Source organism: Dethiosulfovibrio faecalis (assembly GCF_021568795.1).
Lineage (GTDB): Bacteria > Synergistota > Synergistia > Synergistales > Dethiosulfovibrionaceae > Dethiosulfovibrio > Dethiosulfovibrio faecalis.
On the sequence record NZ_JAKGUE010000025.1, the window covers coordinates 1 to 26,759 of the forward strand.

General features: G+C 55.5%; 26 protein-coding genes. 4 read left to right on the forward strand and 22 right to left on the reverse strand.

The window, feature by feature from the left end:
• Positions 1-324 precede the first annotated feature (324 nt).
• The 13 genes from recA to L2W58_RS12365 all read right to left on the reverse strand — a co-directional run bounded on the left by recA (position 325) and on the right by L2W58_RS12365 (position 12,497).
• Positions 325-1,485, reverse strand: coding sequence for a recombinase RecA (gene recA / locus L2W58_RS12305; RefSeq protein ID WP_338033092.1), 1,161 nt, complete (start codon positions 1,483-1,485; stop codon positions 325-327).
• A 1-nt stretch (position 1,486) separates the two neighbouring features.
• Entirely contained in the window at positions 1,487-2,071 is a 585-nt protein-coding gene (gene thpR / locus L2W58_RS12310) for an RNA 2',3'-cyclic phosphodiesterase (RefSeq protein WP_236103712.1), read from the reverse strand.
• Positions 2,068-2,577 (reverse strand): CinA family protein, encoded by a 510-nt coding sequence (locus L2W58_RS12315; protein ID WP_236103713.1) that lies wholly within the window; start codon positions 2,575-2,577, stop codon positions 2,068-2,070. Before L2W58_RS12315 ends, thpR begins: the two co-directional genes overlap by 4 nt.
• The gene (locus tag L2W58_RS12320; protein WP_236103714.1) at positions 2,574-3,077 is read right to left on the reverse strand and encodes a phosphatidylglycerophosphatase A family protein; all 504 of its coding nucleotides are present in this window, start codon (positions 3,075-3,077) and stop codon (positions 2,574-2,576) included. Before L2W58_RS12320 ends, L2W58_RS12315 begins: the two co-directional genes overlap by 4 nt.
• Positions 3,070-4,365, reverse strand: coding sequence for a 30S ribosomal protein S12 methylthiotransferase RimO (gene rimO, locus L2W58_RS12325; RefSeq protein WP_236103715.1), 1,296 nt, complete (start codon positions 4,363-4,365; stop codon positions 3,070-3,072). The genes L2W58_RS12320 and rimO overlap by 8 nt, the downstream gene beginning before the upstream one ends.
• Positions 4,362-5,633 carry a helix-turn-helix domain-containing protein gene (locus tag L2W58_RS12330; protein WP_236103716.1) on the reverse strand — a complete coding sequence of 424 codons (1,272 nt, stop codon included), beginning with the start codon at positions 5,631-5,633 and terminating at the stop codon, positions 4,362-4,364. Before L2W58_RS12330 ends, rimO begins: the two co-directional genes overlap by 4 nt.
• Positions 5,630-6,328, reverse strand: coding sequence for a ribulose-phosphate 3-epimerase (gene rpe / locus L2W58_RS12335; protein ID WP_236103717.1), 699 nt, complete (start codon positions 6,326-6,328; stop codon positions 5,630-5,632). Before rpe ends, L2W58_RS12330 begins: the two co-directional genes overlap by 4 nt.
• On the reverse strand, positions 6,307-7,503 hold the full coding sequence (locus L2W58_RS12340) for a PASTA domain-containing protein (protein ID WP_236103718.1): 1,197 nt from the start codon (positions 7,501-7,503) through the stop codon (positions 6,307-6,309). Before L2W58_RS12340 ends, rpe begins: the two co-directional genes overlap by 22 nt.
• 17 nt (positions 7,504-7,520) lie before the next feature.
• Positions 7,521-8,942, reverse strand: a complete 1,422-nt coding sequence (locus L2W58_RS12345; RefSeq protein WP_236103719.1) for an RsmB/NOP family class I SAM-dependent RNA methyltransferase — start codon at positions 8,940-8,942, stop codon at positions 7,521-7,523.
• A gap of 1 nt (position 8,943) precedes the next feature.
• Complete coding sequence (locus tag L2W58_RS12350; RefSeq protein ID WP_236103720.1) at positions 8,944-9,630, reverse strand: DUF6391 domain-containing protein; 687 nt, start codon at positions 9,628-9,630, stop codon at positions 8,944-8,946.
• A gap of 112 nt (positions 9,631-9,742) precedes the next feature.
• Positions 9,743-10,438, reverse strand: a complete 696-nt coding sequence (locus L2W58_RS12355) for a zinc metallopeptidase (RefSeq protein ID WP_236103721.1) — start codon at positions 10,436-10,438, stop codon at positions 9,743-9,745.
• Between the two features lie 120 nt (positions 10,439-10,558).
• On the reverse strand, positions 10,559-11,701 hold the full coding sequence (locus L2W58_RS12360; protein WP_236103722.1) for a DegT/DnrJ/EryC1/StrS family aminotransferase: 1,143 nt from the start codon (positions 11,699-11,701) through the stop codon (positions 10,559-10,561).
• A 136-nt stretch (positions 11,702-11,837) separates the two neighbouring features.
• Positions 11,838-12,497: a GntR family transcriptional regulator gene (locus L2W58_RS12365; RefSeq protein ID WP_236103723.1), complete on the reverse strand. Its 660-nt coding sequence runs from the start codon at positions 12,495-12,497 to the stop codon at positions 11,838-11,840.
• Positions 12,498-12,994: 497 nt separating this feature from the next.
• On the opposite strand from L2W58_RS12365, the gene L2W58_RS12370 reads away from it, so the two are divergent.
• Positions 12,995-13,195 (forward strand): hypothetical protein, encoded by a 201-nt coding sequence (locus L2W58_RS12370; RefSeq protein WP_236103724.1) that lies wholly within the window; start codon positions 12,995-12,997, stop codon positions 13,193-13,195.
• Here the strand turns inward: L2W58_RS12370 and L2W58_RS12375 are convergent.
• Positions 13,174-14,538: an aminotransferase-like domain-containing protein gene (locus L2W58_RS12375; RefSeq protein WP_236103725.1), complete on the reverse strand. Its 1,365-nt coding sequence runs from the start codon at positions 14,536-14,538 to the stop codon at positions 13,174-13,176. The two genes, L2W58_RS12370 and L2W58_RS12375, sit on opposite strands and share 22 nt — an antisense overlap.
• A gap of 101 nt (positions 14,539-14,639) precedes the next feature.
• Here L2W58_RS12375 and L2W58_RS12380 point away from each other — a divergent pair, with 101 nt between their 5' ends.
• Positions 14,640-15,482 carry an HAD family hydrolase gene (locus L2W58_RS12380; RefSeq protein ID WP_236103726.1) on the forward strand — a complete coding sequence of 281 codons (843 nt, stop codon included), beginning with the start codon at positions 14,640-14,642 and terminating at the stop codon, positions 15,480-15,482.
• 62 nt (positions 15,483-15,544) lie between these two features.
• On the opposite strand, the gene L2W58_RS12385 is transcribed toward L2W58_RS12380, so the two are convergent.
• Entirely contained in the window at positions 15,545-17,038 is a 1,494-nt protein-coding gene (locus tag L2W58_RS12385; RefSeq protein WP_236103727.1) for an AMP-binding protein, read from the reverse strand.
• Positions 17,038-18,432, reverse strand: coding sequence for a hypothetical protein (locus L2W58_RS12390; RefSeq protein WP_236103728.1), 1,395 nt, complete (start codon positions 18,430-18,432; stop codon positions 17,038-17,040). Before L2W58_RS12390 ends, L2W58_RS12385 begins: the two co-directional genes overlap by 1 nt.
• 100 nt (positions 18,433-18,532) lie before the next feature.
• On the opposite strand from L2W58_RS12390, the gene asnS reads away from it, so the two are divergent.
• Entirely contained in the window at positions 18,533-19,837 is a 1,305-nt protein-coding gene (gene asnS, locus L2W58_RS12395; protein WP_236103729.1) for an asparagine--tRNA ligase, read from the forward strand.
• Between the two features lie 29 nt (positions 19,838-19,866).
• On the opposite strand, the gene L2W58_RS12400 is transcribed toward asnS, so the two are convergent.
• The 6 genes from L2W58_RS12400 to L2W58_RS12425 all read right to left on the reverse strand — a co-directional run bounded on the left by L2W58_RS12400 (position 19,867) and on the right by L2W58_RS12425 (position 25,198).
• Positions 19,867-20,265 (reverse strand): Fur family transcriptional regulator, encoded by a 399-nt coding sequence (locus L2W58_RS12400; RefSeq protein WP_236103730.1) that lies wholly within the window; start codon positions 20,263-20,265, stop codon positions 19,867-19,869.
• 14 nt (positions 20,266-20,279) lie between these two features.
• Positions 20,280-20,453, reverse strand: a complete 174-nt coding sequence (locus L2W58_RS12405) for a winged helix-turn-helix domain-containing protein (RefSeq protein WP_236103731.1) — start codon at positions 20,451-20,453, stop codon at positions 20,280-20,282.
• A gap of 14 nt (positions 20,454-20,467) precedes the next feature.
• The gene (locus L2W58_RS12410) at positions 20,468-21,028 is read right to left on the reverse strand and encodes a peroxiredoxin (protein ID WP_236103732.1); all 561 of its coding nucleotides are present in this window, start codon (positions 21,026-21,028) and stop codon (positions 20,468-20,470) included.
• A gap of 138 nt (positions 21,029-21,166) precedes the next feature.
• Positions 21,167-22,444, reverse strand: coding sequence for a Glu/Leu/Phe/Val family dehydrogenase (locus L2W58_RS12415; protein WP_236103733.1), 1,278 nt, complete (start codon positions 22,442-22,444; stop codon positions 21,167-21,169).
• 161 nt (positions 22,445-22,605) lie between these two features.
• Positions 22,606-23,721 (reverse strand): alanine racemase, encoded by a 1,116-nt coding sequence (gene alr, locus L2W58_RS12420; protein ID WP_236103734.1) that lies wholly within the window; start codon positions 23,719-23,721, stop codon positions 22,606-22,608.
• Between the two features lie 91 nt (positions 23,722-23,812).
• Positions 23,813-25,198 (reverse strand): alanine/glycine:cation symporter family protein, encoded by a 1,386-nt coding sequence (locus L2W58_RS12425; RefSeq protein WP_236103735.1) that lies wholly within the window; start codon positions 25,196-25,198, stop codon positions 23,813-23,815.
• 290 nt (positions 25,199-25,488) lie between these two features.
• Between L2W58_RS12425 and L2W58_RS12430 the strand changes: the two genes are divergently transcribed.
• On the forward strand, positions 25,489-26,712 hold the full coding sequence (locus tag L2W58_RS12430) for a pyridoxal phosphate-dependent aminotransferase (RefSeq protein WP_236103736.1): 1,224 nt from the start codon (positions 25,489-25,491) through the stop codon (positions 26,710-26,712).
• Positions 26,713-26,759 lie beyond the last annotated feature (47 nt).

Consider the following 26,759-nt stretch of genomic DNA (forward strand, 5'->3'; position numbering starts at 1 on the left):
ACGCCGCCAGCGTTCGTCCTGAGCCAGGATCAAACTCTCCATAAAATTCACTTGGCTTCGCTTTTCTGTTTCCCCATTTTCGGCTGTCAAGGTTCGCGCGCACTACGTTACGGCTGCCTTACTAGGCGGCCGGCTCAGCGGCGCAGAAGGAATAATACACCAAGCCCCACGGCAGCGCAACGCATTCCAAAAGAATATATTTTAAAAAACAAGCTCCATAAGTACACTTACCAGGACAAAAAAGGGGTAGTCTGAACAATGACCAGACCACCCCTGACATACACGCTTGACTTACACATAAAAGCCCTTTTTAGAAAAGGCCGATTATACTGTATCCTGATCTTTCTTATCCTCTTCGCTGTTCCCCTCGTCCTCTACCGCGAGATCCATAACCTCTTCGTCCACGTCTATTACGGGAGAGGGCAGGTCCATATCCTCGTCGGAGTCTTTCGGATCTTTTCCGATGTCGAATCCAAGCCCCTTTGCCGCCTCGTCCAGAACGGCCTTGACTATCTCTTCGTTCAAGTCCGGGTGTTCCTCCAGATAGTTGGCCACGTTGTCCTTGCCCTGTCCCAGGGTCTCGCCCTTATAGGCCAGCCAGGATCCCTTTCTCTTTATGACCCCGGCGTCTATGGCCATATCCACCGTAGACATGTTGTTGGGGATGCCTTTTCCGTAAACCAAGGTGGTATGGGCGGTCCTGAAGGGAGGGGCCTGTTTGTTCTTGACCACTTTTATCCAAAGCTCATGCCCTATGGTGTCGTCCCCTTTTGTGACGGATTTTCCCCTTTTTACCTCTATCCTTACGGATGTGTAGAATTTGAGGGCTCTCCCTCCGGTGGTGGTCTCCGACGGGCCTCTGCTGTATCCGGTCGATATGGTCGCCCTCAGCTGGTTTATGAAGACCACTATGCTGTTGCTCTTGGATATGGCCGAGGTCAGACGACGAAGGCTGTAGGACATGAGTCTAGCCTGTAGTCCGACCTGGGTATCGCCTATCTTGCCGTCTATCTCCGCCTGAGGGGTCAGAGCTGCTACCGAGTCCACCACCACGATGTCTACGGCTCCGCTTCTAACCAGGGTCTCCAGTATATAAAGTGCCTGTTCTCCGCTGTCCGGCTGAGCTATGTAGAGATCGGCCACGTTGACGCCTAGAGACTGGGCCAGCCTGGGGTCCAGAGCGTGTTCGGCGTCGATAAACGCCGCTACCCCTCCCGCTTTCTGCGCTTCCGCAACGGCGTGAAGGGCCAGGGTGGTCTTTCCGCTTCCCTCGGGGCCGAAGACCTCGACGATCCTTCCTCTGGGGAAGCCTCCGATACCCAAAGCTACATCAAGAGGCAGAATGCCTGTAGGTATGACCTCCACGTTTGCCAAAGTATCGTCTCCGAGACGCATTATGGAGCCATCGCCGAACTTGCTCCTGATGTCGTCTATGGCTACCTCCAGGATATCCTCTCTGGTCATTGTCTTTTTCTTTGCCGCCACTTCATCGACCTCCTCGTCGTGTTGTAAGTGGGTATTCTCCTTCTACGGAGTAGATAGGACCGGTTGGAGTCAGCTCGCTCCTCAGGAGAAGGGCTTTCTCCACCGGAAGGAAGGGTGTAGGAGACCATCTTTCCCTTATGCAGTCGTAGGCGACTATGTCCTCTCTTCGGCCGTTACACCTGGCCAGGGTCATATGAGGCCTGAAAGGGCGTCTCTCCGACGATAAACCGGCCTCGACCGCCGTTTTTTCCGCCAATTCCGCCAACCGGCTAACCTGACGATCTCTCTCCTCCACCGCCATCCAGATGACGGAGATGGATCCCTTGCGCCTGAAACAGCCGACTTTCCCCAGGGCGATTCCCTCCACCGAGGGGGCGTCAGAGAAGGCGGTCTTTAGGTTTTCCGCCAGTCTCAAGTAGGTTTTCACCTCTATCTCTCCGAAAAAACGGAGGGTAAGGTGGAGATGCTCCCCTCTGACCCATCGGGGAGACCTGAATTCCCTTCGTCCCTGGACGACGAGATCTTCCGCGAGAACTCGGAGTTTTTCCGGAATCGGGAGAGCCAGGAACGACCTGACGACGGTCAAGCTAAAACGCCTCCCAACTCGGATATCAAGGTCTCCAGGGCGACACGGACCGTCTCCATACGGACGGACGAACGCCCTCCGGAGAAGTTTTTCCTGAAAGACGAGGGGCTCCTTCCGATTCCGGCGACGCCGAACCACACCGTCCCGACCGGTTTCTCCTCCGATCCTCCATCCGGGCCAGCTACACCCGTCACGGAGATCGCCATATTCGCATCGTACAGTCTCAAGGCTCCCTCCGCCATGGCCTCCGCACATTCGGAACTGACTGCTCCGTGTTTCGCGATCACCTCGGGAGATACGGACAGGACTTTTTCCTTGGCTTCGTTGGAGTAGGTTCCGGCGGTTCCCTGAAAGTAGGCGGAGCTTCCGGCTATCTCGGTAATTGCCCCTCCTATCAGCCCGCCTGTGCAGGATTCGGCGAGGGCTATCTTCACTTTACCGTCTACGCATAGTTCCTTCAACCGTAGGCTCAGGTCCTTTATATCCGCTGGGAACAAGTCGATCACCCGAAAAGACGGACGAAACCGTCTCCTATGAATATCCATCTGAAAGCCCACAGCAACAGGTTGGCCAATACGCCTGCCACGACGTCGTCGGCCATTATCCCCCATCCTCCGGGAAGTTTCTCCGCGGTGGAGACCGGTATAGGTTTGAGTATGTCGAAGACCCTGAAGAGGAACAAGGCTGGGAGTAGATAGCCAGAGGCGGCCACAGAGGTGACGTGACCGAGCATGGATATCCACACCCCGACGGCCTCGTCCACTATGACCTCCGACGGATCGGACAGCCCTCTATCCCTAGAGTATTTTCCCGCTCCCCATACTCCGAGAACGGAGAAGAGTACTATGAGAAAGAGCAACAACGGGGTCGATACCACCGGCATCACGATCAGACAGCATACGGCGGATCCTACAGTACCCGGCATGGAGGAGAAACCGCCCAGGCCGAAAAGTGTGGATAGAGCCCAGGGAAAATCCCTCCGTATTTCCTTCGCAGGACTAGACATCAGAACGCACCCTCTCCCCGAAGAGATCGTATTCCGAGGCGTCGGTTATGGAGACCTTCACCATATCGCCAGGCACATCGCCATCGGCTCCCGATATCGACACCAAACCATCTATCTCGGGAGCGTCCCTGAAGGATCGGCCCCATCTGGTTCCGTCCTCCTCGTCCACCTCTTCTATCAGAACGTCCATCTCTTTTCCGACGAACCCTCTTTGTCTCGTCAGGGATATGCCCTGTTGAAGCTCCATCAACTCGGCGTACCTTCTATCCTTCTCATCCTGAGGAATCTGATCCGGCATGGAAGCCGCCGGAGTGCCCTCCTCGGGACAGAAGGTAAAGGCCCCCAATCGGTCGAAGGCTACGTCCTCCACGAAGTCCAACAAGGACTGAAAGGCTTTTTCCGTCTCTCCGGGGAAGCCAACCATTATGGTGGTCCTGAAGGCGAAATCCGGGAACATCCTTCGTCCGGTTTTAAACAGCTTTCTGATATGCTCCTCCACAGGAGGGCGATTCATCCTGCGAAGCACATCGGCGTCTACGTGCTGTATCGGTATGTCGAGCCATGGCAATATCCTGGAGCTGTCCAACACCCTCTCCAGGAAAGTCTCGTCGACCCTTGACGGATGGAGATAAAAAAGCCTGAGCCATACATCCTCCGGGAGCTCGGCTTCCATAGCGTCCAAAAGGCCGGACAGGGAACCTCGCTTCGAGAGATCCGAGCCGTAAACGGTCAAATCCTGCCCCACCAGACAGAGTTCCTTGGCTCCCTCTTCCACCAGTTTTACCGCTTCGGCCACGATATCCTTGGGTTCCCTGCTTCTAAGAGGGCCCCTGATGGAGGGGATGGTGCAGAAAGAACACCTGGTATCGCATCCCTCGCCGACCTTGAGATATCTGGTCCAAGGCGATTCGGTCAGAATCCGTCGGCCTCGTCGAGGCGAATCGATTCCTAGTGCCCTCGCCAGGGAGTCCCAGTCCTCAGCCTCGGCCCAAAGGTCGACCGAGGGGAACTCTTTTTTGAGGTCCTCTCCGTATCTGTTGACCAGACACCCGACGACGCAGACTTTCTCCAATGTCCCCTGGACCTTCATCTCCTCCAGATCGAGGATGACGTCGATGCTCTCCTCCACCGCCGGTTGGATGAAACCGCAGGTGTTGACTATGGCTATATCGCATTCCTCCACCCGGTCGACCAGCGTCCAATTCCCCGGGTCGAATCTATCGGCCAACACCTCGCTGTCCACCGAGTTTTTAGGACAACCTAACGTGAGGATGTGGATTTTTTTCATTCTTCGGACACGTCTCTGACGGAACCGTCCGTTTCATAGACAATTCGCCCGACCCGTCCGGGAGTCCCTGGACGTCCGGCGTCCTTGCCGTCCAGGGATACGGCCACGGCGGTAGGATTGCCGAAAGTAACCCTTATCGAGGAGGTCAGATCCATCTCCCTCTGGTCGCCTTTTTTAAGGGTACCGACGTAAACGGTCTTTCCGTCTCTGGTGGCCTTGATCCAACAATCTCCCTTGCTGGCTCTTATAAGCAATTTTTTGGGCCCTGGAGCCGGTTTTTCTTCCTTCTCGACCTTTTCGGAAGGAACGGGCCGGCTAGGCTCCTTCCAAAGGGCCTCCGCCTCATCGGAGGTGATGACTTTCTGGGTTCCATCGGATGAGTAGACGAAGTGCACCGGCCCGGCCCCCTCGGTGGAGGGATCGACCCGCTTGCCGTTCCAGCTTACGCTCAAGGTTTCGGGACGACCGTATATTACGTGTATGAGACCGGTGGCCTCCACTTCGGACACAGCTCCGGCCTTGAGGGTCCCTCCAAATACTCTCTCGCCATCCCTGGTTATGCGAATCCAGGAATCCTTCAGGGCCTTTATAGTCAAGATCGGGCTGTCCGATTCAACCGAGACAGGAGACGATGACACCCCTGAATCCACGGAGGACACGGCTAATGTCACCTCGGGGATATCGGAGGAGGCCAAGTCGGCGGAGGCCGCGGCGATCTCCCTCTGCCTGGCTGACAAGAGCTTGGCTTCCTCCTCTCTCTTCTCCTGTTCGGCCACCTTTTCCTCCTGTATTCTGACCACTTCGTCATGGAGGCCTTCCCTATTGGACCAGACGTACCAACCAGAGGAGACTATCACCGTCATCAGCAACAGGAAGACCCCTTTTCTGGAGCCCTTGCGAAAACCTCTGGCAGGGGGGGTGAAATCCCCCAGGGCCGATTGAGCTTCAGGCTTTTTATCGCTGATATCCTCCACCAGAAGGATATCGTAGGATTTCCACAGATCCATACGGCCTAGGAAGCCCAGATATTTTTTGACGAATCCCCTACGGTAGACGTTCCCGTTGAAGGCGTCCATATCGCCGAGCTCAATGTTCTCCAGATAGGACTTTCGGATCTTGGTCTCGTCCGCCACGTAGTCCAGGGTAAAACCCTGCCGATTTCTCTCCTCTCTGAGCTTGTCTCCCAAAGATGTCAAGGACTCGTTGTTATCGGACTTAACGTCGTCGAAGCGATCTGGTTCTCTGACGTCGTCAAAGGATTCTTTCATATTTTTGATCCCTCCAAGGCGATTTCTCTGATCTTTCCTATCGTTTTCTCCGGATCGTCTGTGCCAAAGACGGCGCTGCCCATGACAGCCACGTCGGCTCCGGACCTGACTATCTCAGCAATGTTGCCGGCGCCGACGCCTCCGTCGATCTCTATCAGGAACGACAGCTTTCTCGATGCCCTGATCCTGCAGAGATCGACGAGCTTGGCTAACGTCTCCGGAATGAAGGACTGTCCACCGAAACCGGGGTTTACCGACATGACCAGGACCATGTCCACCATGGACAGTACCGGATACACCGCATCAACAGGGGTACCGGGATTAAGGACAACCCCGGGGCGTGCTCCTCTCTCTCTTATACGGCTCAGGACCCTGTGAAGATGGGGAGTAGCCTCTACGTGTACCGTGAGAAAATCGGGCTCTTTATCCAGAAAACTCTCGATGAAGCACTCCGGAGGCTCTACCATGAGGTGAACGTCCAGGATCTCGTCGGGATAAGCCTTCCTCAGCGCCCCTACCAATGCGGGTCCGTAGGAGAGATTCGGGACGAAGTGACCGTCCATCACGTCGACGTGAAGCCAATCGTGGGTTCCGTTTAGCGACACTATGCTGTCGGACATGGCCAGAGGGTCCGCCGACAACAGGGAAGGGGCTATTCTAAGGTCCCCCGGATCTAGCGATATCTGTCTTGCCATACGAATTCTCCTCCGAGATATATTGTAACCGCGGCCTCTCCGGCGTAGGTTCCGTCAAGAGAGACATATTCTCCACCAGAGACCTCCTTATTGACCAAGGTCCTGGCTCCATTTTTGTCGATAATCTCTATCTTCAACTCCAGCGGCTTGGTCAGAGGCGGCACCTGATATCTGATCTTGGCCGTCTTCCCGGGCTCCGACGCTGCGGGAGGGGTCTCGGGACGCTGCTGTGCCGGTTCCTGTTGAGACTGGCCATCGTCGGGCGCAGAAGCCGGCCTCGGCCCCGAGGCATCCTCTCCGGGAACCACGACGATTCTGGCACCTCCGGAAGACGGCTTCGAGGGCTGAACCGGAACGGTAGTTTGGGTTCCAGGCTGGGTAGAACTTCCGGGAACGGTTATCTCCGCCGGGGAGGTAGACGCAGCGGGGCTGTCGCTTTCCGTCGGTCTGGGTGGTTTCACCGATTGTCTCATCGTGGAGACCTTCACCGTAACGATGGCCCCCGAGGGCAGAGAGGTTCCGGCCTTAGGCTTAAGGGATATGGCCATCCCGGGAGGCGACGACTGGGTGTAGACGTACTCCACCGAGACGGACAGACCGCTCTGAGCGACCAGTTTTCTGGCGGACTCTTCGTCCTTTCCCAGAACATCCGGAACCACTACCCTACCGGAGCTGTTTTTCTCCGGCCCCATACTGACCAGAAGGGCAACCGGTCTGGTACGGCTTATCATCACGGGAGCGGCCGGATTCTGAGCCACCACGACTCCCGACGGCTTGTCGTTCACCACCCTTATGACGTCTCCAAGGAGAAACTCCAACTCCTGAAGCTTCGCGGTGGCCCTGGAGAACTCCATTCCCCTCAGGTCTGGCAGGGCTTTCTTGTATCCGCCCTTGCTGACCTTGAGAATGATGATCTTCTCGCTGTTCACCTTGACGCCGGATTGAGGCCATTGGGCTATAACCGTACCCCTCGGTTCGAGAGATTCCTCCTGGTCCACTCTGACCTGAAGTCCCATGCGTTCCACCATATCCACGGCGTCGAGAACGGAAGCCCCCACCATAGGAGGAACTACCAGCGACTCTCCGCCGAAAAAGACCGAATAGAAGACCGCACCGGCGGAACCAAGAATCGCCAGCAGCACCAATACCAAGCTCAAACGGATGACTTTTTTCATAAAAGACCTCGACCTCCTCAGGCGGTAACAGTCAACAGAGCCATGTAGAATCCGTCGGTCCAGGGATTGTCCGGCCATGTGTAATAGCCCCAGGGACGGCCCTTTCTACATCGAGAGACAAGCTCATGAGGCGGCTCCAGCTCTACGACGTCGGGCCTAACGGACATCGCCTTGGCGACGACCTGTTCGTTTTCCTCTCGGAAAAGGCTACAGGTACAGTAAAGCACGGTTCCCCCGGTGGAAACGAGATCCAGCGCCCTACCCAGCAGTTTAGCCTGTAGAGCTCCATAGCGTGTCAGTTCATCCTGAGAGAGTCTCCATTTGGACTCGGGGTGACGACGCCATGTACCGCTACCGGAACAGGGGGCGTCCAGAAGAACCCCGTCGGGGATGAAAGACGGAGCCAGTTCCAGAGAGTCCCCGACGGAGAATTTGACCCTGTCGGATATTCCCAGCCGCTTCATCTCCTTGACCGCCGCCTTTATCCTAGGCCCAGAGAGATCCCACCCCTCCAGGGAAGCTTCTGGAAAAGCCTGGGCGAGCTGCCCGGTCTTTCCGCCTCTTCCAGCACACATATCCAAAAGACGAGAGAACTTTCCTCTTCCGATAAAGGCGAGAGGAGGAACCATGGAGGACTCGCTCTGAGGAGTTATCTTGCCCTCGTCGTAACCGGGCAATCCAGTAGGCAGTGCCGTGCCCTCCAGCCGAATAGAAAACGGCAGATCCGGAGACTCGACGGCGGGGAATCCCCCTTCCTCGAGACGTCGGACCACCTCGGACCTGTCGACTCCCGGAGAGACCCTCAGGGCCAGGGATACGGGCTGAGAGTGAAGTTCTATCAGGGCACGTCCTTCGGTTCTACCGAAAGAGCTTTCCCAGGATTTCGCCGCCCACAGGGGCACCCCGGACCTCATGGCAAGATCCGAAAAGGCGACACTGCGTTCTATATCGGCCAGGATCTCGGGGCCGCCCTCTACTATGCGACGCAGTACGGCGTTCACTACCCTGGCCCCCCTCTCGTCCCGGCACTTCGTCCATTCTACCAGGGCGTTAACCAGAACCCTTGGTTCGAAGGTCCTAAGTTCCAGGCTTCCGGCGGCTCCTACCATCAAGGCGTCGCGAACCGCAGGAGAAACCCCGCTGCTTCCGGTCTTCAGGAACCGTCCCACTATCTCCTTCCAGAGAGACTCCCTCCGTATCAGAGAGTACACCAAGGTAGCCGCCAGGGGACGATCCTTCTCGGATACCCTGTCGGAGATGGACCTCAGACTCTCGCTGGCGAAGCGCCCTCTGCGAACCTCTCTCCATACCTCCAAAGCCGCCTCTATGCCTCTCAGAGGGCCCTTGTCCCCTCCATTCGCGTTCTTTCGAGATCCCTTTCTGTCTCTACCGATTCCTCCGTGAGGCCGATTGCCCTCTCTTTTCCTTTTTTCGATCACTTTAAACGACCTCCGCATCTATCACTCCGCTGTCGTCGACGGTGCTGACGTAGACGGAATCGGCCATTCTTACGGCCGCACCGAATACCATTCTGTTCGACGAACGCAGTTCCACACCGGCAACGCGAAGAGACCTCACGTCGGGATCGGTGGTCACGTGTCTCTGCACCCAGGGGCTGACCAACGGGCCCAAAATCTGAGCCGCCACCAGAGCCAATATAACGGAAAGCAGACTCATGGACCCGGTGGCGATCAACAACGCTATGAATATCAGGGACGAAAGGGTATTGACGACCACCACGGTGGTGCCGCATCGGGGATGTATGGCAAGCTCCGACTCTCCCGAGACCAGGCGATCTCTGGCCTCCTTAGCGGCATCAAACACCAGCGACGGATCGGGGAGACCTCTGATGCTGAACCCCCTGCCGTCGGCCTCTCCGGCAAGACCGGGATATCCTCTGTAGGATAAAACTCTCGCTGTAGCGTGTTCCAGGGCGTGGTTCTTTCTGACCTTTTTATCGAAAAGCATCTTGAAAAGCTGGGACGGACCGGCCAAGGCCCAGAAAAAAGAGCTCGCCGCAAATCCCAAGGGGATCATTACCACGAGAAACAATCCCACCACCAAAAGCAGCATAAACCCCAACCAGGGCATGAAGAACATCAGGGCCAGTATTATCAAAAGGGGCACTGTGAGACCTCCTCTCTACACGATAAAGGGTGGCCTCTCCATAATCAGGAGGGCCACCCTATCTTAGTATAGCCTCTACCGGCTGAAAAGCCTTTTCTGTCCGACCGGAGGGCTAATCGTCTCCGCCGAACATATTTCTCAAGACCAAAAGCCGGATCAACTGAGCCGCGGCCATCACCGTGGCCGACACATATGTCAGTGCGGCTGCGTTGAGCACCTTTCTGGCCCCTACCAACTCGTCGGAAGCCAGCATTCCCGTTCCGTCCAGGACCTTAAGAGCTCTCGAGCTGGCGTCCAACTCGACCGGCAAGGTCACCAGATGAAAAATCAACACCCCCAGAAACAGCACTATTCCCACGTTCATCAAGATCTGCCCTCTGAAGAGGAGTCCTATGAAAAACAACGGGAATGCCGCCATCGAGCCTATGTTGACGACCGGAACTATAGCGTTTCTGAACTGAAGAGGCATATAACCTTCCTGGTGCTGCATGGCATGGCCCACCTCGTGAGCCGCTACGCCGATAGCCGCTATACTGGTGCTTCCGTATACCGAGTCGGACAGGCTAAGGCTCCTGTTTCTTGGATCGTAATGATCCGTCAAGTTTCCCGCAATAGGGCGAACCGGCACGTCGGACAGGCCGAACTGCATCAACAGAGCCCTGGCGACGTCCGAACCGGTAACTCCGCGACGGGAGGCCACATGACTGTACTGAGCAAAGGTGGACTTGACCCTGGCCTGAGCCCAAAAGGCGAGCAAAAGAGCCGGCAGAAGCAAGACCATCGTTGGATCGAAAAAGAAGGGGAACATGTCCTCACCTCCAGAGGGGGCTTATTTTCTTCGACGATGATACCCTCGGAGAGTCTCCCGAGGCAACAGTATTTTTACATATCCGAAGCAAAAGGTCAAATTACATCAGACGAATCCCGGCTATTTTTTTCCGTAGAAGGCGGCTATGGTGGAGACTACCCACTCCTGCTCCTCCTCGGTGATCTCCGGAAATATAGGAAGGGCTATGGTCTTCTCGGTCAAGCTCTCCGATACGGGGAAATCCCCTTTATCATAGCCCAGGAAACTGAAACACCTCTGCATATGCAAAGACAGAGGATAGTAGACCCTGGCTGTGATGCCCTCCGACCCCAGATGCTCGAGAAGGCGGTCTCTGTCCCTCATAACCTTGGGAACATACTGGTGGTAGATATGGTAGTTCCCCTCGTCTTCGCCGGGAGGGGTGACTATCCCCAGAAGATCGTGTTCCGCAAAGAGGACCCTATACCTGTCGGCCGCGATGCGACGTTCCTCGTTCCAGCTATCCAGATGATGAAGTTTAACCCTCAGCACCGCAGCCTGGATGGCATCCAGCCGGCTGTTCATACCCACCTCGTCGTGAAAGTAGGTAGAGCCAGCCCCGTGAACCCTGAGCTTAGCGATTCTGTCCGCCATCTCCTGGTCCCTGGAGACTACCATGCCACCGTCTCCGTAGCCTCCCAGGTTTTTGGTAGGGAAGAAGGAGAAACAGCCTAGAACCCCGGAAGCCCCTGCCCTGACAGGAGTTCCGTCGATGGATCTCCAGGAACCGAAGGCCTGGGCACAATCCTCCACTATCGCTACGTTTCTGGCCTCTAGCTCCTTGGATAGCTCCTCCATGTGGACCATCTGACCGAAAAGATGGACCGGGATAAAGGCTCTGGTCTTTTCGGTGACCTTGGACAACACCGTTTCAGCCGTCACGTTGTAGCTGTCGGGATCCACGTCGGCGAACACAGGAGTGGCCCCTAAACGGGTTATGCAGCTTGCCGTGGCGAAGAAAGAGTAAGGGGTGGTTATAACCTCGTCTCCCGGTTTTAGGTCCAGGGCCTTGAGGGCCAGCACCAGAGCATCGCTGCCGGAGGCACATCCGATAGCCCTCGGGACCTCCAGATATTTTTCCACGTCGGACTCCAAACCGGAGACCTGAGGCCCCATTATGAAGTACTGACTCTCCAGCACCTCTTTAACCGCCTGATCGATCTCGTCTTTGATACGGGCATAACCTCTTTTAAGATCCAATGTGGGAAGCTTTCTATCTTTCATAGCAAAATCCTCCAATTCGATGTGGTCTAAATCCAAGCTTTCTGTCTCTTTTTTCCCCTCAAGACGGTCTATTTTCTCATGGCACGATGTTTTTGACAAAAAAAGAGACGGGGCAGTCCCCGCCTCTATCGAACTATCAATCGTCCGAGTCCGGATTTTTCAGACAGGACATGGATCGCCTCAGATGAGCTCTCATAAGGGCTACCGAGATCTCCCCGTCTCGATGGGACAGGGACTCCAGTATGGATCTGTGTTCCTCCAAGGTGGGATTTTCGTCCTGTTCGTAGAACGGATCGTAAAAGACTACATAGGCGTTGGTCCTGGCGAGTATGTTTCCCACGAACTCGGCCAAAACCTTATTGCCCCCGGCATCGGCTATTGTACGGTGGAACCACTCGTAAGCTTCCAGATAGGCCTCTAAATTCCTCTCTTCGACGGCTCTGACCTCGTCCAGGACAAGCTCCTCCAGTCGTCTCAAATGACGGTCCCCCAACCTCTCGGCTGCCATGGCGATGGAAAGACACTCCAATTTTTCCCTCACTATGAAGGTATCTTCCATCTCCTTTATGGTAGGAGAAGCCAGACGAGCTCCGCTGTTGGGAATGATGTTGACCAGACCTTCGCTGGAAAGACGCCTCAGCGCTTCTCGAACGGGAGTCCGACTCACCCCCATCTGAACCGCTATATTTACCTCAGGAAGCCTCTGCCCGGGCTTAAGCTGCTTGGTGACTATCTTGTGTCTCAACTCCTGGTAAGCGTAATCGGCAGAGGTAGTGTAAAGCCGAGGTTCCTTCATGTCTTTTATCCCCCCGTTCGGTATCACAGATTGTACAATCGTTATAATAGTACCATGATATCGAGATAATACACAATGGAACCGTCGAGATCATGCACCAATCGACACTATTCGCTGAATTCCCTGTCGTAGAAAATCCCCAAAGCAGCAGGAGGACTGTCCTTGGACGATCGGAGTCGACGGTTTTCTACCGGGCTCGGTTACGCCTCTGCCTAAGCAGCATTTCACCTCGATAAACCAAAAGAGCAAAGAGATGCCCTGCCCCAGGCTTTCTCCGCTGCGAAGAAATCCATGAGGCTACCCCCTTTTAAAGGGTATGATATCATAGTGGTTTGTTGCGACAAAAACTCTTCATCCATAGGGAACCTCTAAAAAGTCATATCCAAGTCTTCTCCGATAGGTTGTTACACATGAGCCCTGTCTCGTTCGGGCCGAGCTGGACAACCCCTCGAAAGACCTGCGTTTTTAGAGGTCGCCTACAGTTAGGAGGAACCGCATTGCGCATAATCGTTCTCCTGCTATCCATCACCACCGTCGTGCTGTACGGCTACGCTTTAGCCGGCATGGGAGGGTTTCTGATCGGAAGAGGACGGATAGACTACATCGTATGGGGTCTTGCCGGAGGGACTACAACGGCGGTAGCCGCCCTATGGCTCTGGAAAAAGTCCATTCACCTTTACTTCAAAGACGAAGACTGACCTCTCCACGCTTCGGCGATGACCTTCACCGCCTCAGGGATATCGTTTAAGGAGATATCGCTCACCGAGAGACGAACAGCCTCCACCGCCTCGCCTTTCAGAGAAAAGCTATCTCCGGGGGCGACCTCGACCCCCCTGGCCGAGGTCAGCCTAGCCAGATCCTTCCCACTGACGCCAGGGGTCTTCAACCACAGATAGATGCCGCCCTGAGGTATTGAAAAACTGCCCAATCCCGAAGCGACAAGAGACGTACAGAGAGATCTCATCCTACAGGCCATCTCAAGTCTGGCCCTTTCCAGAGCCTCCTCCAGACCGCCGGAAACGATGAACCTCTCCAAAACGTGCTGTACCAGAGACGAAGCCGGTCCGCCTCTTTCCGCAAGGGAACGGAGAAAACGACCTCTTATCTCTCCTGAAACCAGGGAATAGCCCAGACGTATTCCGGGAAAAAGCGCCTGACTGAAGGATCCCAGATATATCAACCTTTTCCCGTCATCCATCGCTCTGAGAGCGGGGACGCTTGAATCGCCGTAACGAAGCTCGCCGTAGGCGTCGTCCTCCACTATCCACATTCCCTTTCTATGGGACAGTGCCAGGACCTGTTCCCTGATGGATCCGTCCATGGTATGTCCGGTGGGGTTGGAAAAACTGGGAACCAGATACAGGGCCGTGTGGGAGGAACGACTCTCCATGTCCCCCCTGGGATCTCCGGGACGGGAAAAGGGAACGACGGAAAGCCCCTCCGCCATGGCGAGGTTCCAGGCATCGGGATAGTTCAGCCCGTCCATCAGGATCTCCGATACTCCGGCGGATTTCAGAGCCCCGAAGGAAACGGCCAATCCCTGACGACCGCCTGAGGTAACCGAAACATCCTGCCAATCCGCCGGGATCCCTCTGGAAGCGCCATGGACCACCAAGGCTTTACGGAGCTCCTCTATACCGGCAGTGGGATTTTCCCTCAGGACATCCGCCCCCCTTCTGTAGAGGACCGACTTGGCTATCCTGGCCAATTCCTCCGCCGGGATGAGAGAACGAGACGGCAGCTCGCCGGCCAAGGTCAACCTGCTAGACGAACGACTCCTGACCTTCTCCCTTTCCCCGACGTTACCGGCGACGTAAGCCCCGCTTCGTCCCCTTTGGACTATCAATCCCAGGTCCTCCAGACGACGGAAGGCCTCCATCACCGTCATTCGACTGACGCCCAGGCTCTTGGCAAAGCCTCGACTTCCCGGAAGCCTTTCCCCCGGAGAAAAGGCACCGCTTTTTATCATCTTCTCAAGATGATCGGACATCTGACGGTATAGGGGAACGGTCGAGCTCTTTTTTAACGGTATTTCTATCATGGCTAAGACCTCTCTTGACCCTAAAAGGTGGTTTGACCCTTGCCACCTCGGTTTGGTAGCCTTAAAATAGGTACTCATTCTCTATACCTTGGAGGTTTTTCATGTCTATTCTATCACCACTAAAGGCCGATTGCATCATATTTGACGTGGACGGCGTTTTAATGAACACAGATAAATCATTTCCAAAAGTCATAAAAACAGCAATTCCCAGGATATGGAAGGACCTCCTCGGAAGAAGATCCGACGTAACTCCCTTCTCTCAACGCCACTTCGAGACGTCCAAACAATTCCCGCTGCTGAACGACGACTACGATATCTGCTGGGGTCTCGTTTCTCTGGCAGCATCCAAGGGAAAAGAAAGCCTGGAGGAGAGTTTCCCCTCTCCCTGGGAATGGGAGGAAACGATGAAAAAGGTAGAGACCTCGGGGCTTACCCTGATAGCTTGGATGGAGGAAAACCTGAATTCGACCGCTCCATATGACGAGACCAGAATATGTTGCGAGGAACTTTACTTCGGCTCGGACAAGACCAGGGAGCTTCTGGGCAGAGAGCCAAAAAAACAGGATGACTCCGGCTTCTGGCGAGAGGAGACTCCCATGATAAAACGTCATTGGGGAAAGATCCCTCTTCCAGTAGGCATATACACCGGAAGATCCAGAAAGGAGCTTATCCTGGCTCTGGAGGTTCTGGGCTGGGAGGACTTTCCTAGAGATATGGCCATATGCTCCGACGACGGGATAAAAAAACCGTCTCCGGAGGGGCTGGATCTGCTGTGTAGGAGGTTGGACAGAAAATGGCCCCTTTTCTTCGGCGATACAGCCAGCGACAGAGCATCCCTAAGGGCCCTCGGCAGAGGAGACTTCATGGCGATAGGGACTATGTTGAAGGACGCCGAGTTCCGATTCTCCAACGTGGAGGACGCTATAAGAGCACTGGGGCTATAGGGCAGAAAACGGGAGACCGAGGCGTAAAACCGGTCTCCCGTTAAATTCGTTCCCCTTGCCCCTTATCTCGTTCCTCGATTCAAGTCATCCCGGAGAGCCCTCCTCAGCACCTTGCCCAGACTGTTCCTGGGGAAGTCCTCCACCATCTCTATTTTCCGAGGAACCTTGTAATGGGCTAGGTGTCCCTTGCAGTAAGAGATCAGCTCCGCCGATGTCACAGAGGCTTCGGGATCCAATATCACGTAGCCATAGGGAATTTGACCGCTGAAGGAATTTTTCTTCCCGACAACGGCGGCCTCTCTTACCCCGGCATAAGAGGCCAACACCGCCTCGACCTCCTGAGGATAGACGTTAAAACCTCCCACTATTATCATGTCCCCAGCCCTATCCATTATCCTGACGTATCCATCGCCGTCCATTGATACCACGTCACCGGTATTGAACCAACCGTCGACGAATTTCTCGACCGACACCTCGGGATTCCTGAAATAACGCGAGACAACGGAAGGGCCTTTGACCCACAGGACACCTTCTTCGCCCTCCTCCTTGACCTCTCCGTCCAAGCCGCGGATCTGCCACTCCAGATCGCCCAGGACGGGACCGACCGTGCCTAATTTACGGGCCTCGTAAGAGGGATTTACCGCCAATATGGGGGAACATTCGGTCAACCCGTAACCCTCCAGAACCGGCACCCCGAAAACCTTCTCTACCCGGGAATCGAGATCTACGGAAAAACGATCGCCTCCGCTTATGACCAGACGAACCGAGGGAAAGTTCATTCCCGCCCTCAAACCGGCGGCAACCATGAACCTCAACATAGTGGGAACCGCGACTATCGCCGTAACTCCGGAGGCTTCTATGGCCTTCAAGGTTCTGTCGACCGGCATGAACGAGGGAAGAATCACCTGACGGAATCGGAAAAGCAGAGGCAGAAGGCCACTAACTATGAATCCCAGGGTGTGAAAATTCGGAAGGACGTTGAGAAAGACCTCGCCGTCAGAGATCTCCGACACCTGTTTCAGGGCCTGATCCATGTCGCTCAGGACGTTTTCGTGTGAGACAGGCACGACCTTAGGACGTCCGGTCGTCCCAGAGGTCGAAAAAAGCAACGCGACATGGTCCTCCGAGGTCGGGACGTCTATTCCCCGAAACTCGCCTAGGGGGGCCTCCAGGCCCACCGGAAAAACCGGCACGGAACTCTCCAAAAGAGAGGAAAAAGAGCCCTTCAAGGAACCTTCTACCACGATAGCACAGGGCTCTACCGCATCGATAGAGGACAGAAGTGCCTCCTGTCCAGCCTGGAGATTGACCGGAACGACCGTGCCCCCAAGACGCCAACAGGCGATGGACAAGGCTAACAGGGCAGGACAGTTGGGCATCAGCACCATTAGCCTGTCGCCCCTTCGAAAACCACCATCGGACAGGACCTTTTGGGAACCGTCGGCCATCTCGAACAGCCTCCCGGCGGTCATCCAGTCACCGTTCCACCACAAGACAGGATCGCCGTCATTCCATACCTCGGACACCCTGTTCTCTATGCGAGATGGCCCCTCCATCATCGTCCCACCTGCCTTATCCATCGTTTGATAACCTCAGGGCAGCTCCAAAGCTCCACCCTGGCATGGCTACCGACGACCTCTCCGATCTTCCACCCGGCCTCTCCCAGAGGCTCTTTCTCTACGAGGTCTTTGACGGACCAACCACACATACCCCGTCCGGGGACGCCCAAGGCACTTTTCATGTAATCAGGAAGGAAACCTTTCAGTTTATCCCCTTCGTCGAGAGGCAGAACCTTCGTGCCCCCCCCCTCGAAAGGGACCATCTCGACAGGAACTCCGGTCCCCTTGAAACGAGGTCCCAGGACAAAACCTTCGCTCTCCATGACGTTGAAGCCGGGCATTCGGTCTCTGGGTTCGGAGGACAACGCATACCATCTACCCCACAGAGCGGATAAACCACCGTTGATCAAGGCGAAGGCCCTCCTAGCAGGCATGCTCTTTATCTGATTGTACAGTTTTTCGTTCAGCTGAAGCCTTTTCATAGCCACTTGGGGCAAACCGTGAGGCACGTAGACCACTGCGGCATCAGGGGGGATTGCACCCTGAAGCAAAGGGACCTGTTCCACCCTGCAGCCGATGGTCCTGAAAAAAAGCAGATCGTTGTCCACACCAAGAGAGGTGGAATGATCGGTGATAACCGCGACTAGAGGGCTTCCTGCCACCGGTTCGATCCGTCTATCCGGGACGGACATATCCATCGAACGCTTCCCGAAGGCCAGGATGGGCTCCCAATCGATCTGTCCGGTCATTCCCTTGAGCTGATGCCCTAGGGTCTTTATCGGCTGGGCCACCCTGGGATCGGAGCAAAGCTCCACCAGAGATAGAGATCGACGTTCCATATAACGAGGTATATAACCGAGGGACATCGATGGGACCATCCTGCCAAGCTCGACCTCCAACAACTGGTATTCCCTCGGATTCAGGACCGAGGAAAAAAGGACCCCATACATCTCGACTTCCCCGTCCTTCAGGTCCTCGTAGACGCCCTTCATTATCCTTGAACTGAGAGAAGCCACCGGGTTGGCATGGGGAAGGGCCACCAGCCCTACGTCCAACATTCGGGCCAAATCGGCGGTGCCTCTATCCAACGACATACGATCCTCCGAAACCATCGACCCCAAGGGGGACAACACTAGATTGAGGCTATCGCTCCTGGCGGCGGTGCCGAAGAAAAGGCGAAGGTCCGCCTCGCTCCGAAACTGAAAAGGATCGATAGAGAACACCTCTTGATCGCAACCGAGAGACAACATCCTGATATAGCTCTCGTCCATACAGCCGCAAAAAAGCCTCAGGGGAACCCCAAGGGACTTCAACGTGGCGGCAACCACTATACCAGGAGGAATCGTCCCCTCTCTCCGTTCATCGGCTATAAGAAGTCTAGGTAGATCCAACGGAACCCCTCCCACCATTGCAAAATGAAATCTCAAACTTAGTGTATCATATACGTGCCCTATTTCGGGAAGATCGAAATCCGACGAGGAGGTCTCGCTTATGGCAACGCCGTGGATCGCTATCAAGGACATGCCGCAACACGTTGAGGAAGAAGTTACTATCAGAGGATGGATGTACAACAAGAGAAGCTCAGGAAAGATACATTTCCTCCAGATAAGGGACGGCTCGGGATTCGTACAGGCCGTCATGGTAAAAAAAGAGGTCTCCCCGGAGGACTTCGAAGCAGCCAAGAAACTCTGGATGGAGGCATCGGTGGAGATAACCGGGACGGTCAGGTCCGACGACAGAGCCCCGTCGGGAGTGGAGCTCACCGTCACGAGCATAAAGACAAACCACAACCCAACCGATGAATATCCCATAGGCAAGAAAGACCACGGAGTGGACTTCCTGCTGGACAACCGCCACCTTTGGCTGAGGAGCCAGAGGCAGAGGGCTATCATGACGATCAGGGAGAGGATAGTCTGGTCCTGGAGACAGTTCCTCCACGACAGAGACTTCCTCCTGGTGGACAGCCCCATAATAACCGGAGCCATAGGAGAGGGAGCGTCCGGCCTTTTCGAGCTGGACTACTTCGACCAAAAGGCCTATCTGGCCCAGACGGGACAGCTGTACGCTGAGGCGGCAGCAGCAGCCTACGGGAAGGTCTACTGTTTCGGCCCCACCTTCAGGGCGGAGAAATCCAAGACAAGAAGACACCTCACCGAGTTCTGGATGCTGGAACCCGAGGTGGCCTATTACGACCACAAGGACAACATGGACCTCCAGGAGGCCCTGGTAAGCTATACGGTGAAACAGGTGCTGGAACACTGCAAAGAGGAGCTGACCCTCCTGGAAAGAGACATCTCCCCCCTCAATACGGTTCTCGAAGGACCGTTCTACCGCATCTCCTACAGGGACGCGGTGAAGAAGCTCAACGAATTGGGAAGCTCCATAAAATTCGGAGACGATCTGGGAGCGGAGGACGAGACGATACTGACCCAACAGTACGACAGACCCGTCTTCGTCGAGTGCTACCCGAAGGGGGCCAAGGCGTTCTACATGAAGGAAAACCCCGACGACAAAGAGACCGTGCTCTGTGCCGACCTGCTGGCCCCGGAGGGATACGGAGAGATCATCGGAGGATCCCAGAGGGAGGACGACCTGGATAAACTGACCGCCAGGATGGAATCGGACGGTCTGGACATGGACTCTTACGGATGGTATCTCGACCTTCGCAGATACGGTACCTTCGTCCACAGCGGATTTGGTATCGGACTGGAGCGGACCATAGCCTGGATATGCGGCCTGCATCACATCAGAGAGGTAATACCCTGGCCCAGGACCATCTACAGATTGAACCCTTAAAACTCGACGAAAAAGCGCCCGCCCCCCCCTTATGTCGGGCCGGCGGGTTTTAAATCCTTGCGACGACATTTTTTGCATGGAGATATCAGCAAAAGCCTGTATTCCGCTTCGGCGAACTCCTCCGGGAGCGAATCGCGGGATACGGGATCCCCGGAGGGCCAGACGTCCCTTATCTCGCCGCAGAAGGGACAGACAGCGTGAAGATGCCTGTCCGGGTTGCCCTCGTAGCGGCAGGGCTCCCCCTCTACCTGGACCTTCCAGATCATTCCGGCCTCGCAGAGTTGGTCCAGATTCCTGTAGACCGTCCCGAGACTTACGTTGGGGATCTCCTTGCGGACCTCCAAGAGGACGTCCTCGGCGGTAGGGTGAACCCCCTCCATCTCAAGGACCTTTAGTATGGCGTCCCTCTGTCTTGATCTTCTCTGCATGGCCACAAAATCACCTACTCCGGTAGTCCGTAATAACAGCGTTTGGGGGATATCACCTTGCCCTTAGCCTTAAGGGTCTTCAACGTCTTGGATACGTCGTCCTTGTCCAGGCCGACAAATTCGGCAATCTCTCCGGCTTTCATGGCCTTCTCGGAAAGAGCCTCCAGAATTTTTTCCTCGGAACCCATGATACCATCTCCTCCTATATTTTTCCTACAAGATCCTTGCCCGGGACCATTCCCTCGTCACCGGGTTCCCAGCTTGCGGGACAGACCTGACCGTGAGCGGCGGAGAACTTGGCGGCCTGGAGTTTTCTGAGAGCCTCCTTGGCACTTCTTCCGATGTCGAGATCGTGTATCTCCACCGCCTTCAGCACCCCCTGAGGATCGATCACGAAGGTCCCTCTAAGGGCTACTCCATCGTCCTCCAAGTATACCCCAAAATCCCTGCTTATCTTGCCGCTGGGATCGGCCAACATGGGGAAACGAATCTTGGCGATCGTCGGAGATGCCTCGTGCCAGGCCATATGGACGAACTCTGAATCGGTACTGACGCTGAAGATCTCGGCCCCTTCCTCCACGAATTTATCGTAGTAATCGGCCATTTCGCCCAGCTCGGTGGGACATACGAAGGTAAAATCGGCGGGATAGAAGAACAAAACCCTCCATTTCCCCTCGTAATCGGACATTTTTATCTCCTTCAGGTCTCCCTGATGAAAAGCGTTAGTCTTGATATCCTCGATCTTGTCTCCTATACGATACATATGACAGCCTCCTATCAATATCAGTAGCGATTATTGATACTATAAAGCTGATCTCTCCATACGTCAACCCCGAAAAACGAAAAAACGAGGCCGATCGAAAAATCGATCGGCCTCGTTTAAACAACTTTATATTCGGTTCTACATAAACACGCCTCTCATCTTTACGGCGTCGGCGACACGCTGGATGGCTGCCATGAAGGCGGCTCTGCGCATCTTGACGTTCTTGCTCTGAGAGTAGTCCCATACCGTCTTGAAGTTGTCCTTCATGATCCTGAGAAGACGGTTGTTGTAGTCCTCCTGAGTCCAGAAGAATCCGCCCAGGTCCTGACACCACTCGAAGTAGGACCCGATGACTCCGCCGGAGTTGGCCAGGAAGTCAGGAACGACCAGGATTCCCTTACCGTCGAGGACGGCGTCCGCATCGGGAGTGATGGGACCGTTGGCCCCCTCTACGATGTACTTGGCCTTGACTTCGTCGGCGTTCTTACCGTTGATGGCTCCCTCGAGAGCGCAGGGCAAGAGGATGTCGCACTCGGTCGTAACGAGGGCAGCGAGATCCCTCTTCTCAAGACCGGGCTGCTCGAATCCCTCGAGAAGCTTCTTGGGATGGTTGGAGACATGGTCGAAGGCCTTGTTGATGTCCAGACCGTCCTTGCAATAGTAGGTTCCGGTGATGTCGCTGATGGCTACGACCTTGGCTCCGGCGTCTATCATCGTCAAGGCAGCGAAGGTTCCGACGTTTCCGAAGCCCTGAACGGCCACGGTGGCACCCTTGACCGGCTTTCCGAGTGCGTTCATCAGCTCTATGGCACAGGTGGCCACTCCCAGTCCGGTAGCGGCGTTACGGCCCTTGGACCCCCACAGAGGGATGGGCTTGCCTGTGAAGATCGCCGGCTCGAGGCGTCCGCGCATTTTGCTGATGGTATCCATGAACCATACCATCTCCTGTCCACCGGTGTTGACGTCGGGGGCGGGAACATCGGTCCAGGCTCCTACGACCGGCTCGATCCGAGCGGCGAAGGTCCTGCAGATACGCTCCTTCTCCTTGGGAGAGATCTCGAGGGGGTTACAGCAGACTCCACCCTTGCCTCCGCCGTAAGGGATACCGGCCAGGGAACATTTCCAGGTCATCATGAAGGCCAGAGCCTCGCACTCGTCAAGACACACCTCGGGATGGAAGCGAACGCCACCCTTGGCCGGTCCTACCGCCGAGGAGTGAGCTACGCGGAATCCGTCGAAGACCTTGATCGTCCCGTCGTCCATCTCGACCGGGATAGAGACGCAGGTCTTTCTCTCCGAACGGCTGAGAATCTCTACCAGTCCGTCCTCGAGTCCCATCTCCTCCGTCGCGGCGTAAAAGTTCTTGAGGGCCGTATCGAGCAGTACGTTATCGGAAGTACGTTTCACCACTGCCATGAAAATACACCTCCTGCAAAATATGCGACCTCTTAGGTCGCAAGGTGACCACAATCCTTGATGATATTAACACCATTTGGGTGGCAATACCAATCGTATCCCGCAATTTGATCAAAAAATATCAAGAATATATATTTTCAATATTCAAAAAAGCCCCGCAGCTATACATACACACGGGGGATCCGCTTGCTGAACATTATGGGAATTTCGTAGTTTATGGTGTTATGTCTCGCTCCGGCAAGCTCGTCCGGGGTTATTATCTCGTCTCCCTGAGATCCCACTATAACAACCTCGTCTCCGACCGAGACGTCCAGACCGGTCACGTCTATCATGGTCTGATCCATGCATATGTTGCCGACCTGGGGAACCCTGGTTCCCTTCACGAGCATCTGGATCCTCATGGAGAAGGCTCTTGAGAGGCCGTCGGCGTAGCCTATGGGCAAAACGGCTATACGTTCGTCGCCCCTGGTCATATATCTGAGTCCGTACCCGACCCCGCTTCTCGGAGGCAGATTTCTTATCATGGCTATGCTTGTCTTGACCTCGAAGGTCGGCTTGAGCTCTATAGGCCTGATGCAATCCCCCGAGGGCCACATTCCGTACAGGATCACCCCGGGACGACAGGCGTCCAGATGCTTTTCCGGAGAATTCAACGTTCCGGCGCTGTTGCAGACGTGTCTGACGGGAATCCTCACTCCCTTGTCCTCCAACATGGCCAACACGTCCAGATATCGGCGGTACTGGGACTCGGTGTAGTCCAGTCGTCTCTCGTCTGCGGTGGCGAAATGGGTGAAGAGCCCCTCCACCACGACCCCCGGAAGGGCTATCAGCTCGTCCAAGATAGCCGGGACCTCCTCGGGAAGAAATCCGATTCGTCCCATTCCCGAGTCGACCTTGAGGTGCACATAGGCCGGGGTTCCCTCGCTCTCGGCGGCCTTGGAGAGGGATCTGGCCATATCCATATCGGTGAGAGCGACCGCTACGTTCCGTCGCACCAACTCACCCGCTGAGGCGTAGGACGTGGGCCCCATGATCAGAAGGGCCTCTCCCACCCCGCCGTCCCTCAAGGCGAAGGCCTCGTCGGACGTAGCGACGGCGAACCGCTGACACCCCTCCGAGGACAGACGTCTGGCGACCTCCATCACACCATGACCGTAGGCATCGGCCTTTATAACCGATATGAGCTGCACCTCGGGACCGACGTGGTTCTTGATCGACCTGTAGTTGAAAGCCAGATTATCGAGGCTTACCTCCATCCGGCTCGGCCTGTAGTTCACCGATAACCGCCTCCTCAAAAGACAAAAATTACGCAAAAGAGGGGCGCAGGTGTCCAGCGGACACCTCGCCCCGAGATTCGCTTTTTATACGTTACTCCAGAATTCCTTTGCGACGCTTGTCGTCGAAGTCCTTGACGAGCTTCTTCACCTCGTTGGAGAGCCAAAGCAAGGCTATGAGGTTGGGTATGGCCATGAGGCCGTTCATGGTGTCAGACATATTCCAGATGTTGGACAGGAATTTGCCGCCACCGCCGGAGGCTCCGACCAGAAGAACCAGGATCCACATGACCTTAAAGCCCATTATGACCGGCTTGCTGTCTCCGAGGATATAGGTGACGCTGGTCTCGCCATACCAGTACCAGCCCAGGATCGTGGAGAAGGAGAACAGGGCAAGCCCAGTGGAAAGTATCATGACCCCCGTCTGTCCCAGAACCTCCTGGAAGGCAGTTAGGCTCAGCTGGGCTCCCGTGAGCTCAGGCTGCCCGACCAGGGAGCTGGTGGTGAGGATGGCAAGAGCGGTGAGGGTGCAGATGACTATGGTATCGGTGAAGACCTCAAAGAGGCCGTAGACGCCCTGGCGAACGGGGTGATCTACCGTAGCGGCGGCGTGGACCATGGGAGCCGATCCGAGACCGGCCTCGTTGGAGAAGACCCCTCGGGCGAGTCCCTTGGTGAGGGCCATCTTTATGCTCCATCCGGCGATGGCTCCAGGCATGGCCATGGGATCGGAGAAAGCGTACTTGATGGCTCTGCCGAAGGCGGCGGGCACGTTGGCTCCGTTGACTCCGACGGTTATAAGAGCACCTATGATGTAGAAGATGGCCATGAAGGGAACCAGATAGGTGGTGACCCTGGCTATCCCGTTGATTCCGCCCATTATGACGGCGGCGGTCAGTATGGCCAGAACTATACCTGTGGCAAGATGGGGAACTCCGAAGCCCAGGGCGAGGCCTTCGGCGGTGGAGTTGGCCTGGATGGCGTTACCGATGCCGAAGGACGCGAAGGAAGCGAAGAAGGCGAAGAGCCACGCGAGCCACTTCTGTCCCGTTCCCTTCTCGAGAACGTACATGGTGCCGCCCCTCCACTGTCCGTTGCTGTCCTTCTCCCTGAAGTGGACCGCCAACGTGACCTCGGCGAACTTGGTGGTCATGCCGAATACCGCGGAGATGAGCATCCAGAACAGGGCTCCCGGACCTCCGAGGTGAAGAGCCGTGGCGACGCCGGCTATGTTGCCCGTGCCGACCGTGGAGGCCAAGGCGGTTGCCAGAGCCGAGAAGGACGAGATGGAGCCCTCCGTCTTTTCCTGTTTCTTGCCGAGACGCCCTATAACCTCTTTGAACATAAAACCGAAATAACGAATCTGCGGCACACCTAGGATGATCGTCAGGTATATGCCGGTACCGACCAAAAGGGTGAGAGTCCATGGCCCCCACACAAAACCGTTGACTATTCCATTAATCCTCATTACTGCTTCCATAAAGACTGATACCTCCTCGCACGCATTATCGATAAATCGCTCGACACTCTTCACACGACAAGGTTACTCGATTCCATATCGTCCCTGTTCCTACCACCTCCGTCAAGACCTCTCTGCCAGGTCAGGTATACAGTATATTGCATAACTAGATCGACCAATACCGCTAAATAAGGCCCTGATAGACAATCTTCAAAGCTCTACCGCAAGACCAATTATTCGCAATATAAAATCGACCGGTTCCATGGTATCATGAACCCGGGTAATCTCAAAACTATCTTTTTCAGGAGGAGATGTTGTCCGTGAGGTTCTCTGATCGCATCAACGCAATGCAGGAATCACCGATAAGAAAATTGGTACCCATAGCAAACGCGGCAAAGGCAAAGGGAAAGAAGGTGTATCACCTCAATATCGGACAGCCCGATATAATCACGCCCCCGTCGTTCCTCAAGAGCATCAGAGAGTTCGACCAGGAGGTAATAGCCTACGCCACCTCTCCGGGAGATCCAAAACTGATAGAGGCGATAGCGGCCTATTACAAGACCTACGATATGCACTTCGATCCAGACGAGATCCTCGTCACCAACGGAGGCAGCGAGGCCCTTATGTTCGCCATGATGGCCCTCTGCGATCCCGGCGACGAGGTCATGGTTCCCGAGCCCTTCTACGCCAACTACAACGCCTTCACCAGGGCCATCAACGTAAAGGTAGTGCCCATAACCACCAAGGCGGAAGAGGGCTTCCACCTCCCCTCGGAAGCAGAGATCGAAAAGAATATAACAGACAAGACCAGGGCCATCGTGCTCAGCAACCCCGGCAACCCCACAGGAGTCATCTACACCAGGGACGAGATGGACATGCTCTCCAGGATCGTCAGAAAACACGACATGACCATAATCGCCGACGAGGTCTACCGCGAGTTCGTCTACGACGGTCTGAAATACACCAGCTTCGGCAACCTTCCGGAGATCGCCGATCGAGTGGTCATAGTCGACTCGGTCTCCAAGAGGTACAGCGCCTGCGGAGCCAGGATCGGATCCCTGGCCTGCAAGAACAAGGACTTCTCCAAACAGGTCATGAAGCTCTGCCAGGGCAGGCTATGCGTTCCCACTCTCGAACAGGTCGGAGCCACGGCTCTTTACGGTACTCCCGCAAGCTACCTCAACGAGGTCAACACCGAGTATCAGGAGAGGAGAAACACCCTCTATAAAGCTCTCAAGGAGATGCCGGGGGTCATATGCGAGGAACCCAAGGGAGCTTTCTACGTGGTCATAAAGATGCCGGTGGACGACGCGGAGAAGTTCGCCATATGGATGCTCGAGAACTTCGACGTGGACGGAGAGACCACCATGGTAGCCCCGGCGGCCGGATTCTACGCCACTCCCGGCCTGGGTAAAAACGAGGCCCGTCTCGCCTACGTGCTTAAAAACGAGGACCTGGCCAAGGCCATGGACATCCTCAAGGCCGGACTGGAGGCCTACCCCGGAAGGATCGAGTCTCCGATCCCGTCGGCGTAAAAATAACGCGGCACAAAAGACAAGAGTGGGGCTTCCTTTCGGGAAGC